Annotated in this window: 16 protein-coding genes; 8 read left to right on the forward strand and 8 right to left on the reverse strand. The window is 41.3% G+C overall.

Going from position 1 to position 14,061, the window contains the following annotated elements; translation table 11 throughout:
• The first annotated feature begins 22 nt into the window (after positions 1-22).
• Genes ABD772_RS04745 through ABD772_RS04760 form a run of 4 tightly spaced genes read left to right on the forward strand, consistent with a single transcriptional unit; the run spans position 23 to position 4,500 of the window.
• Complete coding sequence (locus ABD772_RS04745; RefSeq protein WP_345101294.1) at positions 23-2,044, forward strand: TonB-dependent receptor plug domain-containing protein; 2,022 nt, start codon at positions 23-25, stop codon at positions 2,042-2,044.
• A 16-nt stretch (positions 2,045-2,060) separates the two neighbouring features.
• Positions 2,061-3,134, forward strand: coding sequence for a YncE family protein (locus ABD772_RS04750; protein ID WP_345101295.1), 1,074 nt, complete (start codon positions 2,061-2,063; stop codon positions 3,132-3,134).
• A gap of 38 nt (positions 3,135-3,172) precedes the next feature.
• The gene (locus ABD772_RS04755; RefSeq protein ID WP_345101296.1) at positions 3,173-3,754 is read left to right on the forward strand and encodes a DUF6580 family putative transport protein; all 582 of its coding nucleotides are present in this window, start codon (positions 3,173-3,175) and stop codon (positions 3,752-3,754) included.
• Positions 3,755-3,813: 59 nt separating this feature from the next.
• Positions 3,814-4,500: an SIR2 family NAD-dependent protein deacylase gene (locus ABD772_RS04760; protein ID WP_345101297.1), complete on the forward strand. Its 687-nt coding sequence runs from the start codon at positions 3,814-3,816 to the stop codon at positions 4,498-4,500.
• A gap of 1 nt (position 4,501) precedes the next feature.
• Here the strand turns inward: ABD772_RS04760 and ABD772_RS04765 are convergent, their stop codons facing one another.
• The 4 genes from ABD772_RS04765 to ABD772_RS04780 all read right to left on the reverse strand — a co-directional run bounded on the left by ABD772_RS04765 (position 4,502) and on the right by ABD772_RS04780 (position 8,215).
• The gene (locus ABD772_RS04765; RefSeq protein WP_345101298.1) at positions 4,502-5,719 is read right to left on the reverse strand and encodes a PQQ-dependent sugar dehydrogenase; all 1,218 of its coding nucleotides are present in this window, start codon (positions 5,717-5,719) and stop codon (positions 4,502-4,504) included.
• Positions 5,720-6,967, reverse strand: coding sequence for a PQQ-dependent sugar dehydrogenase (locus ABD772_RS04770; RefSeq protein WP_345101299.1), 1,248 nt, complete (start codon positions 6,965-6,967; stop codon positions 5,720-5,722).
• Between the two features lie 235 nt (positions 6,968-7,202).
• Positions 7,203-7,451: a hypothetical protein gene (locus ABD772_RS04775; protein WP_345101300.1), complete on the reverse strand. Its 249-nt coding sequence runs from the start codon at positions 7,449-7,451 to the stop codon at positions 7,203-7,205.
• Positions 7,451-8,215: a DUF3291 domain-containing protein gene (locus ABD772_RS04780; RefSeq protein WP_345101301.1), complete on the reverse strand. Its 765-nt coding sequence runs from the start codon at positions 8,213-8,215 to the stop codon at positions 7,451-7,453. Before ABD772_RS04780 ends, ABD772_RS04775 begins: the two co-directional genes overlap by 1 nt.
• Positions 8,216-8,232: 17 nt before the next feature.
• On the opposite strand from ABD772_RS04780, the gene ABD772_RS04785 reads away from it, so the two are divergent.
• The 4 genes from ABD772_RS04785 to ABD772_RS04800 all read left to right on the forward strand — a co-directional run bounded on the left by ABD772_RS04785 (position 8,233) and on the right by ABD772_RS04800 (position 10,940).
• Complete coding sequence (locus tag ABD772_RS04785; protein ID WP_345101302.1) at positions 8,233-8,715, forward strand: GAF domain-containing protein; 483 nt, start codon at positions 8,233-8,235, stop codon at positions 8,713-8,715.
• Entirely contained in the window at positions 8,708-9,361 is a 654-nt protein-coding gene (locus ABD772_RS04790; RefSeq protein WP_345101303.1) for an alpha/beta hydrolase, read from the forward strand. Before ABD772_RS04785 ends, ABD772_RS04790 begins: the two co-directional genes overlap by 8 nt.
• The gene (locus tag ABD772_RS04795) at positions 9,358-9,960 is read left to right on the forward strand and encodes a DNA-3-methyladenine glycosylase (RefSeq protein WP_345101304.1); all 603 of its coding nucleotides are present in this window, start codon (positions 9,358-9,360) and stop codon (positions 9,958-9,960) included. Before ABD772_RS04790 ends, ABD772_RS04795 begins: the two co-directional genes overlap by 4 nt.
• 77 nt (positions 9,961-10,037) lie before the next feature.
• Entirely contained in the window at positions 10,038-10,940 is a 903-nt protein-coding gene (locus tag ABD772_RS04800) for a histone deacetylase family protein (protein WP_345101305.1), read from the forward strand.
• On the opposite strand, the gene ABD772_RS04805 is transcribed toward ABD772_RS04800, so the two are convergent.
• From ABD772_RS04805 to ABD772_RS04820, 4 genes are read right to left on the reverse strand one after another with little or no spacing between them, the layout of a single operon-like run.
• A complete protein-coding gene (locus ABD772_RS04805) occupies positions 10,937-12,316 on the reverse strand; it encodes an MATE family efflux transporter (RefSeq protein WP_345101306.1) in 1,380 nt (459 codons plus the stop codon). The genes ABD772_RS04800 and ABD772_RS04805 overlap by 4 nt on opposite strands.
• A 12-nt stretch (positions 12,317-12,328) precedes the next feature.
• Positions 12,329-12,952 (reverse strand): AlbA family DNA-binding domain-containing protein, encoded by a 624-nt coding sequence (locus ABD772_RS04810; RefSeq protein ID WP_345101307.1) that lies wholly within the window; start codon positions 12,950-12,952, stop codon positions 12,329-12,331.
• Positions 12,927-13,421 carry a GNAT family N-acetyltransferase gene (locus tag ABD772_RS04815; RefSeq protein ID WP_345101308.1) on the reverse strand — a complete coding sequence of 165 codons (495 nt, stop codon included), beginning with the start codon at positions 13,419-13,421 and terminating at the stop codon, positions 12,927-12,929. The genes ABD772_RS04810 and ABD772_RS04815 overlap by 26 nt, the downstream gene beginning before the upstream one ends.
• On the reverse strand, positions 13,418-13,894 hold the full coding sequence (locus ABD772_RS04820) for a DUF4442 domain-containing protein (RefSeq protein ID WP_345101309.1): 477 nt from the start codon (positions 13,892-13,894) through the stop codon (positions 13,418-13,420). Before ABD772_RS04820 ends, ABD772_RS04815 begins: the two co-directional genes overlap by 4 nt.
• Positions 13,895-14,061: the final 167 nt, after the last annotated feature.

Genomic DNA, 14,061 nt, shown 5'->3' on the forward strand with positions numbered 1-14,061 from the left:
GTTGTATTTGATTTGCACAGGCATGAAGAAAAGTTTACCGTTTATTTTTAGATACCCGTCATTTAAGACCGAACTTATTGCGGTAATATTTTGCTTTCTATTGCCTGCTTCTGTTTTTTCGCAAAGCGATACCACCAAAAAACTTAAACAGGTAAACGTAAATACAAGCCTCATACCAACAATACCGGCTGTCGGCCCTTCACAGACGGTTTCAGCACATGAGTTTATTCATTACAGCGCTTTTAATGTTGCCGATGCTATTCGCGATCTTTCAGGTGTAACTATTAAAGATTACGGTGGAATAGGCGGATTAAAAACTATTTCAATACGAGGATTAGGGGCCAATCACACAGCAGTGTTATTTGACGGCATACAGATGACTGATGCAGAGAACGGACAAATAGATCTGGGTAAATTAAATCTTAGTGACATCGAGGAAATAACCTTATATAACGGCCAGCCGCCAAATATTTGCCAAACAGCCAAGGCTTTCGCTTCGTCAAGCGTACTTTCTATCAAAACAATAAAGCCCGCGCTTACAGCAGCTAAACCTTATGCCATTATAGCCGGGATTAAAACGGGTAGCTTTGGTCTGTTTCAACCTTATTTGCAGTGGCAACAACGCTTAAGCAAAACCTGGGCTTTTGTTATTAATAGTTACTTGATAGATGCTAATGGACGTTACAGCTATCCTCATAACGCTAACGGTGTTTTAGAAGCAGGTACGCGTACCAATACTCAAATAAGTGCCCGGCAGGCAGATGGCGCGCTTTATTGGGTAAAGGATAGTGCCAGTTTTAATTTACATGTTAGTTACTATAATTCGGACAGAGGACTGCCGGGAGCTGTAATAGATAGCATACCGCCTGCTTATGGGCAACGCATCCAGAATCGTGATCTATTCATTCAGGGAGGATACGAACAAAAGTGGGCCTACGGATTTCATTTGTTACTTAATTCAAAATTCAGCAACAGTAAATTACACTACCTCGATCCCCACTTTATCAATACCACACAAGTTCTTGATCAGCACTTTGTGCAGCGCGAATATTATCAGTCGGCGGCGTTGGCTTATACTATTTTGAGTAACTGGGAGGCATCGTTAGCTACAGACATATCTGTAAATAGTATGGATGCTGATATGCCTAATTTCCCAAATCCAACACGGGTATCATCACTTAACGCATTGGCCTCAAACCTATCGCTTGGCCGCTTAACACTGCAAGGAAGTTTATTGTATACAAAAACCTTTGAGAAGGTAAAAAGGCGCACCGCGTATCCCGACAAGCATCTGCTATCGCCAACGATTATGGCTACACTTAAGCCCTGGAATGATCAAAATCTGCAATTGCGGGCCTATTATAAATCAACTTTTCGCAACCCTACATTCAACGACTTGTATTATGGATTTTCACCTAACAAAGATTTAAAGCCTGAATATGCTCAACAGTATGATATAGGTTTCTCCTATCGAAAGGGAGTTAATGGCCTGATTGATTTTATAACTATTAATGCCGATGCCTATTTTAATCATGTAGCTGATAAAATTGTGTTTATACCCACACTATATAACGGATCGACCCAAAACTTCGGTAAGGTAGACATTAAAGGGCTGGACATTGGTATAAAAACAGCCGTAACACGAGCGGCAGGATATAGACTTGATATCGGTGCGAATTATTCTTATCAGCAAGCACTTAATGTAACCGGGCCTGTGACCGACGATAATTATCTTAATCAACTGCCATATATTCCTAAACATACTTTGGCCCTAAATGCGGGTATAAATAAGGGACCTATAGGCGTTTATTATAATCTGATAGCTATATCGTCCAGATATTACAACAATAACAACAAACTGGCCGACTATATGCCGCCTTACTCGGTGAGCGACGGTTCTGTGATCTATCGAACCTTAGTTTTAACTTTTCCGGTTATCATATCGGCCGAGGTAAATAACCTCTTTGACAAGAATTATGTAGTAGTGCAGAGCTATCCAATGCCGGGGCGGTCATATCGGTTTTCATTTCAAATATCAATTTAACATACAACAAACAACCATGAAACAATTTAAACTGCATTCATTCTTTATCACGTTAGCAAGTATAACGGTACTGGTATCATGCCATAAAGATAAAGTAGCACCTGCACCAGATAAGCCTACTGCACAGAGAGCTGGCATTTATATACTGAATCAGGGAGGTGCCGGACACAATAATAGTACACTAACCTACTATGATTATACCACTAAAAGCCTGGTAGCCGATCAGTTTACGGCAGCCAACTCCTCCACGCTGGGCGATGTTGGAAATGACCTTGGCATATACGGCTCAAAAATGTACGTGGTGGTCAATAACTCTGCAGCTATTTATGTTACCAATGCAAAAACTGCTAAGCAGATCAAAAAGATTACACTGAACCAGCCACGCAGTATTGTTTTTAATAAAAATTATGCATTTATAACCTCTTATGATGGTACGGTGTCGGTGATCGATACGGCAACACTGACCATTACTAAGACAATACCGGTAGGTGCAGACCCTGAGCAAATGGCGATAGCAAATGGCAAATTATATGTGGCAAACTCGGGTGGTTTACTGTATCCTGCCCCGCCAACCAATACGTTGTCAGTGATTGACCTTAACACGCTGACCGAGATCAAAAAAATAACTGTACAAGTAAACCCGATTGCATTAGCTGCCGATAGTTATGACAATATATACGTTCTGTCTTTAGGCGACTTTAATACAGTCCCGGCCGGAATGACCGTGGTTAATGCTAAAACAGACCAAATTAGATCAAAACCTACAGTGAGCCTGGGTTATAACGTGCCTATTTATGCCCAGGGAGATTATGTTTATTATCCCACTACTACCGATAACATAACCTATCAGATAGCAGTTTACAACACTAAAACTCAAACATTGGCATCAGCTAATTTTATAACTGATGGTACGGTTATCACTACACCTTACAGCGTATCAGGCGACCCGCTTACCGGCGAAATATTTATTGGTGATGCCAAAGATTATTCATCAGACGGAAGTGTCGTAGCGTTTGATAAAACCGGTAAGAAAGAATACAGCATAACTGCCGGAATTGATCCCGGTAAAATTGTATTGGTTAACAAATAATAGTTTAGTAATTTTGGTCGAATAAGTATAAATTAAATATGTCATTACAAAAAACTAATACCCGAAACGCAGTGCTGATCCTGATGATTGTAGCAGCCACAGCCATGCGTTTTGTAAGCTATAAATTCCCCGGAGTGTTTAGCAATTTTACACCGGTAGGAGCAATCGCCGTTTTTGGTGGCGTATATTTTACAGACAAGTGGAAAGCTTATGTAGTAGTACTATTAACTTTATTTTGTAGTGATGTGTTAATTAATTACTTGTACACATCAAAACTGAATTTGTTGAGCGGCGATACTTTTTGGAATTGCGTATGCTTTGCTTTAGTGATCTTTATTGGTAGCCTGATCAGAAAAATAAATTGGGGTACAGGCCTGGTGATATTATTTGCACCGGTGTTAGTGCACTGGTTGATCATGGATATGCCCTGGATCAACGATGCGGGCGGACTTTTCCCGAAAACAACAGGTGGTTATCTGGCAGCACTTAGCGCAGCTGTTCCGTTTGAAAAAAATATGCTTTTGGGCGATATTGTTTTCGGCGCCTTATTATTTGGCAGCTTTGAGTTAGCCAAGCGCAAATACACCGTGTTACGCACACAACGCGAGCTTGCTCTTTAATTAAACAAACAGATATTTAAAGCGGCCCGACCAGGCCGCTTTTTTTATGGATTATATTTATGAAGAGGATTGTTGTATTAACAGGCGCAGGCATTAGCGCAGAAAGCGGATTAAAAACTTTCAGAGACAGCGACGGACTTTGGGAGGGTTATGATGTGCGCCATGTTGCAACGCCAGAGGCCTGGCAGCGCGACCCCCAACTGGTGCAGGATTTTTATAATATGCGCCGTAAAGATGTGTTAGCTGCTCGACCAAACGCTGCACACTACGCTCTGGCTGAACTTGAAAAGCAATATGACGTCACTATCATCACCCAAAACATTGACGATTTGCATGAAAGAGCAGGCTCAAGCAACGTAATGCACCTGCATGGCATTATTACACGTTCTCAATCAAGTATTGATCCGGCTCTAACTTATCCGATTGATGACTGGGAAATAAAAATGGGCGATACGTGTGAATTGGGATCGCAACTGCGGGCTCACGTAGTTTGGTTTGGTGAGGATGTGCCTATGATCATCCCGGCAGCTAAGATTTGCCAACAGGCGGATATTTTTATGTTAATAGGAACATCGCTGGCGGTGTACCCGGCGGCGGGTTTGATTAATTACGTGCATTACAATGTTCCCAAATACATTGTCGATCCAAACATACCCGACATCGGCCGGATAAAAAATATTATCAGGATAGAGGAGCAGGCCAGCATTGGCGTCCCTGAATTAGTAAACGAACTGATGCAGGCATGATTTATTTGGTTATCTTATAAATAGCCCCTTTAGTTTCGCTTAATAAATTACCGCCGTTAGTGATGACGTACAACTCGCCAGAAGGATCTTCGCCCCAGCTGGTTATTTTAAGGTTTGAGGGGTAATTTTGGAGCTGTATCTGTCCTTGCTGCCATTCATTTCCTTTTCTTTCAATATAATAGATTGGACCTGTCCAGTCGGCAAAAAAATATTTGCCTTTTTGCCCTGATAGCTGCTTGCCGTTATAAACATATCCGCCTATAACGGAAACGCCGTGTTTATGGTCGTATTCGGCAATGGGTTTAATGGTGCCGGTAAAATCGCAATCTTCTTTCGGGTTAAAACAGTGATCACCTTCAACCATTCGCCAGCCATAATTGCCGCCTTTTTCTATTATATCAACCTCTTCCCAGGTACCTTCGCCGACATCACTGGTAAACAACTGGCCGGTTTTGCTATTGAATGAGAACCGCCAGGTATTGCGCAAGCCATAAGCCCATATTTCCGGCCGCATATCGGCTTTGCCTATAAATGGGTTGTCTTTAGGAATATTGTAGGTTGTATTGCTGTTTATATCTATCCGCAATATTTTACCCAATAGGGTATTCATGTTTTGTCCGTTACCTATAGGGCCGTGTTTATCACCACCGCCACCGCCATCGCCCATAGCAATATACAAATAACCGTCCCGGCCAAACTTTAAACAACCGCCGTTATCACCTTGTCCGGGCTCATCCGCAGTAAATAAAATACGGCCGCTGTTTGGATCAGGGGTCGTATTTGTTGAAAGCGTATATTCAGCCACTACATCCTTGTGATCTGTTTTATCTGTAGTGGCAGGGGCGCTGTAGAACACATAAATTTTATGATTGCTTTTAAACTTTGGATGAATGGCAAAGCCTAATAAGCCGCGCACGTCAACCGGCATTAGTTTTACTAATTTACTACTGATATCAAGCAGCGGAGTTTTTAAAAGCTTGCCATTTTTTAACTCCCGGATTTTCCCGCCCTGTTCAGCCACCAAAATATCATCATTGTCAATAAAAGCCATATCAAGCGGTGCTTGCAGTCCGTCAATTACCTGATGCGCGTTGAAGCTTAGCGTCGGACGCGGTAATTCGCCGGGATCAGTTTTCTTTAAAATGTAAGAGGGGAGCAGCACAATGCTAACTCCCCCAAACAAAACAGTTAATAAACGGCTGTTTAAGTATTTTCTCATTTATTGGTTTTTGACGATCTTATAAAGACTACCGGTGGTTACACCGGGGCCACCCGGACCGGTTTCTGAGTTGGTAAGATAATACAATTCTCCGGATTGATCTTCGCCCCAACCTGTAATTTTTGCGTTAGCGGGAAAGTTATTGATAGTTACCTTGCCACGCAGCCATTTATCACCAGATTTTTGCAGGTACCAAACCGGGCCTGTCCAGTCGCCAAATATATATTTACCTTTTATGGACGGTAGCTGCTTGCCGTTATAAACGTAACCACCGATAACTGATACACCTTCGCTATGATGATATTCGGTAATAGGTGGGGTCAGCCCATTAAAATCGCAGCCTGTAGCCGGGTTGTGGCAATGATTACCTTCTACCAAACGCCAGCCATAGTTGGCGCCTTTTTGTAATATATCAACTTCTTCCCAGGTATCCTGACCAACCTCGCCGATAAAAAGCTGTTTTGACGTTTTGTCTAACGTTATACGATATGGGTTGCGGAAACCATAGGCCCATATTTCGGGTTTAACATCAGGTTTGCCTACAAACGGATTATCTTTCGGAACTGAATAAGTACCCTCAATATCAACATTGATTCTTAAAACCTTGCCTAACCAGGTATTCATATTTTGACCGTTGCCAATAGTACCATGCTGGTCATGCTGGCCGCCGCCGTCGCCAAAAGTAACATACAGATAGCCATCGGCACCAAAAACTATCCCACTGCCATTATGGTTTCCGTCAGGTTTGTCCTGTGTCAGAATAATACGCTCACTGTTGGGGTCGGCTTGATCTGAGTTAGGTAACATCTTATATTCAGCTACCACGTCAGTATGATTAAAGCGTGGCTTGCCCTGTTCATTTTTGTATGGTCTGCTGTAAAAAATGTAAAATTTACCATTACTGGCAAATTTGGGGTGTAAGGTAATATTTAATAATCCGCGTTCTTCGTAACCGCTGTTAACCCTTACCAATTTGTCTTTTACATCCAGTACAACTACATCGGTCAGCTTGCCATTTTTTATCAGGCGTATAGCACCAGTTTGCTCGGTAACCCAGGCTTTGTTAGGTGCAGGGAATACCAGCGCAGTCGGAGCTTTTATCCCGTCAGTAACTTTGATAGAGTTGATAGTTATCGCAGCCAGGTCGCTGTTTTTGGTAAAAGACGGAAGTGTGGTAGCTACTGCCAAAATTGATGCGATGGCTAAAGCACCTAAGGCAACTGGTTTTATAGATAAGGATGTCTTCATAATATAATTTGAACAATCGGTTATGGACGCAATTTTACAATTTATGTCCAACATAATCTTAGTGTTCCGAATATTTCTACGCAATCGTTGTCGGTGAAAGTCAGTTGATTTCATTGCATATAAATATCCCTTAAATGGCGACCAAATAAAATTTTGTTATAAATTTTATCACTTAAAGTAAATAACATAAATTACTGTTAATGAAAATATTAACTCACTAACCTAAAGTAGTACTTTAATAGTTATACCGATTATAGGCAGCTTTGAATTCTGTCCCCATTTCCACGAAACGGGCGGCTACGGACTTTAAAAATTCCTCATCCAATATTTCAAAAACACTATTCACGCCATCGGTTAAGTCCATTTCAGCGATCTTATAAGTTTGCTCCAATACGCCACGTTCCATTTTAACAATGAATTTTTGGTTCATGCTGAATATGGTGATCTTAAAGTCGGGGTGTGGCAATTCTGCTATTACTCTCATTAATTAAATAAATTTAAATAATCTTTTAAGGGGTTTTGCCCCTTGATGGTACCAAGGGTAGCTAAAGGTTTAAAGCGGGCGAATAACTCTTCCTTGTACCAATTCTCTGCGCGTGTTTTATGGATAACCTCACTATGCTCTCTTGATCTGTAGGCAAACGCTTTAACATCGTCCAGACTTTCCCATACTGAAAACGTCGCCTGGCGATAAAATGGCGCTTCACCAATTCCCAATGAGGTAATATAACCCTTGGCTGTCAACATCAATGCGGCGACGCCATCTACATTGCTCCAGAAGTTTTTAAGCCTGTGAAGGCGAATAGTGGCCCGTGTGAGCACCGCAATAGGTCCGGCGTAGTTTGGGTCGTCTATAACAAGAAAAGGCTCCTGGCCGTCCCATTTGCCGTGACTTTGTAAAGGCGACAGGAGGATCGTCCATCGTTCGACGCCAAAGAAGGTCCACCAACAGGATACTGACGACCGCTTATCGAAATACTCAAAACCCTCACGGGTTTCCCATACGGCAAGCAAACCCCATTGTTGCCAATCAGGTTGAAGATCAAAAGTTCCGTTTTGCCCGCTGCCCAACAACTTCCAGAAGGTGCAGCCCTTTTGCATCCGCATAAACAGCCGGTGTATAGCCATCGCCAGTAAAGCAAATGGTATAAATAGTTTTCTATAACGCACTATGGTAATGCTCACTATCATCCGGCTACTAAATAAAAGATTAAATATGAGATTTGCCTTATTTAATTTAATGGTCATGTACTTACTTTTGCTTTATGACAGAAGATCTAACAATCACAACATCAACCGATAAAAAAGAACAGTATACTTCATTGATTCCACAAATTGAAGCGCTATTGCAGGGAGAACCTGACCTGGTAGCCAATATGGCTAATATCTGCGCCGCTTTGAAAGAGCAATTTAAATGGCTTTGGGTAGGTTTTTATTTAGTTAAGAACAATGAATTGGTATTAGGACCTTTTCAAGGGCCGGTTGCCTGCACACGAATTGCCAAAGGTAAAGGTGTTTGCGGCAGTGCCTGGGCGCAGGCTAAAACGCTGTTAGTGCCAGATGTGAATGCTTTTCCGGGACATATTGCCTGTAGCTCCGCATCTCAGTCTGAAATTGTATTACCGTTATTTCACAACAATGAAGTGGTTGGTGTGTTAGATGTAGATAGTGAACATTTAGCGCAATTTGACAAAACTGATGCCCAATACCTGGAACAGGTTGTTAGGCTGATTAACTTTAATGAATAAGATATTTCTAATAGCAGGTTTAGGGGCAGATACACGTCTTTATAACAACATCGATTTGGGTGAAAACCATGATATAACTCCAATTGACTGGATTGAACCTAACGAAACTGATACTTTATATACCTATGCGCAAAAGCTTATACATCAATATTTTATAACTAATAATTCAATTGTTATTGGTGTCTCATTAGGAGGGATGCTTGCTATTGAAATGGCCAAACAATTGAAACTTAATAAGATAATATTGATTTCAACGATCAAGACGGTTAAAGAAGAGCCCTTATTTTTTAAGTTCTTACGTACTATACCAATACATAAGCTTTTTACCGGCCGCATGTTAGGCAGATTAGGATTTTTTTTGAGGCCTATTTTTGGCGACATGAACGAACAAGAGGTCTGGCTTTTTAACGACATGGTGCAGAAATCGTCACCCAAATTTTTAAAATGGGCTTTTGATGCTGCTTTGAAATTTGATAATGATGTTATATTGCCAAATGTTTATCACCTGATTGGCGATAAAGACTTATTGTTTGATTATAAAAAGATCAGTAATGCTATTGTAGTTAAAGGCGGTACTCATATTATGGTTTTTGATAAGGCCAAACAGATCAATAAAATATTAAAAGGTATACTAAGAAAGAAATGAAGCTACCCCCGTCGTTTTACCAGCGAAATGATGTAGTTACCATCAGCCGAGAACTATTGGGCAAGTATATTTTTACCTCTATTAATGGTGAAGTTACAGGTGGGTATATAGTTGAAACAGAGTCATATAACGGAATTATAGATCGCGCTTCACATGCCTTTGGCAACCGAATGACGCCACGCACCAGTGTGATGTACGGACATGGAGGCGTAGCTTATGTGTACTTGTGTTATGGCATTCATGAAATGTTTAATGTGGTAACTTCGGTTGAGGGACAGCCGCATGCCATTTTAATTCGGGCAGTTCATCCAACTGACGGGATTGAAGTTATGTTGTATCGTCGAAAGATGATCGAAGTAAAGCGAACTATTACTTCGGGCCCTGGCTCGGTGGCACAGGCCCTGGGGATATCGCGCGAGATCAACGCTATCAGTTTACAAAGTGACACACTCTGGATCGAGGATCGTGGTTTGACTATTCCCGATGGCCAGATTGCCGCCGTGCCACGAATTGGCGTCGCTTATGCTAAAGAAGACGCCTTATTGCCATATCGCTTTTACGTTAAAGGCGACACATATGTTAGTAAACCCAATAAATAGCCCGTAGCGCAACAATTCGTCACCGAAATATATGAGTATATGTTTTTGCATGTTAAATTGCTTATATCAATATTTAAATGCTTAAAATAGCTTTTGATCCGGTTTATATATTGCCCGTTCCGCCCAATCACCGGTTTCCGATGTCAAAGTACGAATTGATACCAGGGCAATTGCTTCATGAAGGACTAATTACAACAGAAAATCTTTTCAGGCCAGATGTAGTAAGTGAGGAGAGTATTCTCGCTACTCACGACAAAGACTACTGGCATCAGTTACATAGTCTCAATTTGCCGGCGAAGGAACAGCGCCGGATTGGATTTGAGTTATCCGAACGTCTGATAGAAAGAGAACAGCGAATTGCGCAAGGCACAATTGACGGTTGCAAATATGCATTTGAGTATGGCATAGCCTTCAATGTTGCCGGAGGCACCCACCATGCCGGCACTAATTGGGGGGAAGGCTTCTGTTTGCTGAATGATCAGTCAATTGCAGCTAACTATTTGTTAAATAATAATTTAGCATCATCTATCTTAATTATTGATTTAGATGTTCATCAAGGCAACGGCACTGCGCAGATATTTGAAAACGAACTCCGGGTATTCACATTTTCTATGCATGGTGCCAACAATTTCCCTTACCGGAAAGAGATATCTGATATGGATATAGCTTTAGCGGATGGGACGTCAGATAACGAATATCTCTCCATTCTAAAAGACACTATACCTAAACTCATCGCGCAGCAAAAGCCGGAGTTCATATTTTACCTTTCAGGAGTAGATATATTGCAAACTGACAAATGGGGTAAACTGGCGCTTACCAAACAAGGCTGCAAGGAACGAGATCGCTTTGTTTTTGAACAATGCATTGCCGGTGATATTCCTGTACAAGTGAGTATGGGCGGTGGTTATTCACCAGATATTAAAGACATCATCGAAGCTCACTGTAACACTTACCGATTGGCTACCCAGATGTATTTTTAATCTTTAGCAATAATGATATTTTGAGGTAGACGGTGATATTTGCTAATGACTTTAAACCGGATATACAATAATATTGCCGAAACCATCAGACCCAATACCAAGCCACACCAAATGCCGTTAATACCCCAGTTAAGATGTATACCCCAATAATAACCTACAGGAAGACCCACTACCCAATAAGCAAAAAAGGTGATGCCCGTTGGTATATTTACATCACCCATACCTCGCAAAATACCCAGACCAACAACTTGGGCGCCATCAAATAATTGAAAAACAGCTGCAAGTATAAGTAGCTGTGATGCAATGGATATAACGTTGTTATCTGAAGTATAAATCCACGGTAAAAGAGTATTACCAAAGGTGAATACCAATGCAGTGAAAGCCATAAAAACGAGTACGGTGTGGTAACTTGCATTGGCTGATAATTGCAGACTATCATGGTTTTTCATACCGAAATAGTTACCTGATTTGATGGCAGCTGCGGCCGATACGCCGCTTGACATCATATAAGTTATTGAGGCCAGGTTAATGGCAACCTGATGGGCAGCCTGTTGTAGTACACCGATAGTGCCAACTAAAACCGCAGCAGCGCTAAACGCGCTGATCTCGAAAGTATATTGCAGCGCAACGGGCGCGCCAATCTTCAATATACTTAAGCTACGTGCCCGACTGATATTTCTCAAAGAAAAATCTTTTAAGTATCGCTTAAAATTTTCAGACCTGAAAACATACAAGCCCATCACGGCGGACATTATACAGCGGTCTATCAGGGTACTATAGCCAGCACCCATAATCCCCATCGGGTGGATACCAAACAGGCCCTTTACAAAAGTTATACCCAGGCAAATATTCAAAATGTTGCCCCAAATTGATATCATCATGGCTTGCCTGGTAAAACCCAGACCCTCGGCAAACTGCTTAAAGGTATTAAACACTAGCATGGGGATTACCGACAAACCAAGCAACATTAAAAACGGCTTGGCTTTTACTAAAACATCAGCCGACTGATGAAGATCATCCAGAAAATAAACAGAGCCTAAACATACCAGGCCAAAAAGGATGATGCCGGTAATAACATTGATAAATAAACTGTTGGATAGCAGTTGTCCGCATTCGGCCGACTCATTACGCCCGTTGTGCTGCGCGATGAGCGGAGTGGAGCCATAAGAGATGCCTATACCAATGATCAAGGCTATCGTAAATATGCTGGTTGCGAGCGAGACGGCAGCTAAACTAATTGTTCCGGCAAAGTGTCCAACTATGATAGTATCAGACGTTTGCACAAGCGTGTGCCCTAATTGCGATATCACTACCGGAATGGCCAGCTTCAGGTTATCGCGATAATGCGATTTATATTTTTGGTAGAAGGAAGACATGAAATATTTGTGTCAAGCGGCGGTATAATATTCTTCTTTCTCGGTAGTATGCACCCGGATAACACCTGAAAGGATCATATTAACCAGAATACGCTGGGCGGCACGACGGCTAACCTTGATCAGCTCAGAATACTCTTTTACGGTAATGCGCGATGATTTCTCCAAATGTTCCATCAATGATTTCTCGTTTGTCGAATATTCAATTAATACACCGGTTTCTCCGGACGATCTTTTAAGTACATCTACTACAATTTTACTTGCCAGTACGCTCTTATCTTTTACACGTACATAAACCCACCATTTTCCATCTTCAGCAAGTGCATAGTGGGGTTTCAAGTCGCTTTCAGGCGTGTCTACTATCAGTACCAATTTGTCGTCTACATATACTTCTTCAAATTTCGGCTCAAGTGCCGGGCGGGCATATAAAGTAGCCGCTTTAGTAATCATATAGCGCTCTTCATCTTCGCTTTTTACCCCCTTTATAGTACCGTCATCAGCTACACCAATAAGCAGACGCCCGCCTTTATTGTTGGCAAAAGAAACCATTGTGCGGGCTATTTTCTCGCAGCTGGTAATGGTTTTCTTAAAGTCTAATGTTACACTTTCGCCCTCAAATATCTGCTTTTTTAGGTTCATCGTTTTCGTTCTTAAGCACCTGGTAAGGCGTAAATATTTCCATCCATCTATCCGGATTAGCAATCGTGGCAAACCCAAACTGGCTATATAGGCCGTGCGCATCTGCCGTAGCCAAAACCCAACGTCTGATACCTTCTTGAAAAAGAGGGCAAGTGCGGATGGTTTGTATAAGCCATTTAGATAAGCCTTGTTTCCTGAAACCGGGCAGAATAAACACATCAGCAATATAAGCAAAAGTGGCCTGATCTGTTATTGCCCTGGCAAAACCAACCTGGACGTTTTGATGATAAACGCCAAAGCATATTGAGTGTTCTATGGCAGTTTTTAACTTATCAACAGCTATGCCTTTTGCCCAGTATGATTGCTGGTTAAGATAATTGTAGATGACATCAAAGTCAAGTAAACCCTTGTCTGTTGATATTGAAAATCCTTTATCCAGGAATGTCTGATCATTCATTAAAACTCTCATAGTACAGCCTCCAAAAAGTTCAGGTTTCGCAAATATACCTCGTTAGTTATGGTAACGCATACCTCACCATTAGTATTATAAATATCAATAGGATGAGTTTTAATGTACTTGCCGCCGGTATTTAGCACGTGCTCAGCTTCGGCAACCTCTTCGTCGCTAATATTGATCTTAAAATGCAATTTAGTTAGCCCGGGTTTTAAAAATAAAATTTCAGCAGATTTTGACCAGGCTATTACGTTATAGCCCTTGTGCACAAATATCTGATGAAATAGTAAGGGGTAAAACGGATCGGCCGCGGAAAATATCGTACCGCCGAATATGGAATTATTATAGTTTCTGTTAAAAATGCTTCTGTTGATGTTAACTGTGATGCCACGGAATCCCTTATTAATTTTAACTACCCAGATACGTTGAAAAAAAAGAGGAGGGTAGAAGCGCATGCCCCATTTAGATATTCTTTCTGATACCACCATAGCGCTTAAATATCTGTAATTAAAACCACAAACAACAAATCTGAAGTCAAATTTAAGTTATGGCATGTAGAGCGTTGTTAGCCACGTTATCACCAATAATAATCTAAACAATGTTATTTAAGCGGGGTTATTTATATTAAATGGTAGACGTTAATTAAACACAAAAT

The sequence above is a fragment of the Mucilaginibacter panaciglaebae genome (genome assembly GCF_039539265.1).
Lineage (GTDB): Bacteria > Bacteroidota > Bacteroidia > Sphingobacteriales > Sphingobacteriaceae > Mucilaginibacter > Mucilaginibacter panaciglaebae.

What these genes read in the sequence shown, in the direction of transcription:
- ABD772_RS04745 (WP_345101294.1), top strand. Translation starts at nt 23, where the DNA reads ATGAAGAAAAGTTTACCGTTTATTTTTAGATACCCGTCATTTAAGACC.
- ABD772_RS04750 (WP_345101295.1), top strand. Translation starts at nt 2,061, where the DNA reads ATGAAACAATTTAAACTGCATTCATTCTTTATCACGTTAGCAAGTATA.
- ABD772_RS04755 (WP_345101296.1), top strand. Translation starts at nt 3,173, where the DNA reads ATGTCATTACAAAAAACTAATACCCGAAACGCAGTGCTGATCCTGATG.
- ABD772_RS04760 (WP_345101297.1), top strand. Translation starts at nt 3,814, where the DNA reads ATGAAGAGGATTGTTGTATTAACAGGCGCAGGCATTAGCGCAGAAAGC.
- ABD772_RS04765 (WP_345101298.1), bottom strand. Translation starts at nt 5,719, where the DNA reads ATGAGAAAATACTTAAACAGCCGTTTATTAACTGTTTTGTTTGGGGGA.
- ABD772_RS04770 (WP_345101299.1), bottom strand. Translation starts at nt 6,967, where the DNA reads ATGAAGACATCCTTATCTATAAAACCAGTTGCCTTAGGTGCTTTAGCC.
- ABD772_RS04775 (WP_345101300.1), bottom strand. Translation starts at nt 7,451, where the DNA reads ATGAGAGTAATAGCAGAATTGCCACACCCCGACTTTAAGATCACCATA.
- ABD772_RS04780 (WP_345101301.1), bottom strand. Translation starts at nt 8,215, where the DNA reads ATGACCATTAAATTAAATAAGGCAAATCTCATATTTAATCTTTTATTT.
- ABD772_RS04785 (WP_345101302.1), top strand. Translation starts at nt 8,233, where the DNA reads ATGACAGAAGATCTAACAATCACAACATCAACCGATAAAAAAGAACAG.
- ABD772_RS04790 (WP_345101303.1), top strand. Translation starts at nt 8,708, where the DNA reads ATGAATAAGATATTTCTAATAGCAGGTTTAGGGGCAGATACACGTCTT.
- ABD772_RS04795 (WP_345101304.1), top strand. Translation starts at nt 9,358, where the DNA reads ATGAAGCTACCCCCGTCGTTTTACCAGCGAAATGATGTAGTTACCATC.
- ABD772_RS04800 (WP_345101305.1), top strand. Translation starts at nt 10,038, where the DNA reads ATGCTTAAAATAGCTTTTGATCCGGTTTATATATTGCCCGTTCCGCCC.
- ABD772_RS04805 (WP_345101306.1), bottom strand. Translation starts at nt 12,316, where the DNA reads ATGTCTTCCTTCTACCAAAAATATAAATCGCATTATCGCGATAACCTG.
- ABD772_RS04810 (WP_345101307.1), bottom strand. Translation starts at nt 12,952, where the DNA reads ATGAACCTAAAAAAGCAGATATTTGAGGGCGAAAGTGTAACATTAGAC.
- ABD772_RS04815 (WP_345101308.1), bottom strand. Translation starts at nt 13,421, where the DNA reads ATGAGAGTTTTAATGAATGATCAGACATTCCTGGATAAAGGATTTTCA.
- ABD772_RS04820 (WP_345101309.1), bottom strand. Translation starts at nt 13,894, where the DNA reads ATGGTGGTATCAGAAAGAATATCTAAATGGGGCATGCGCTTCTACCCT.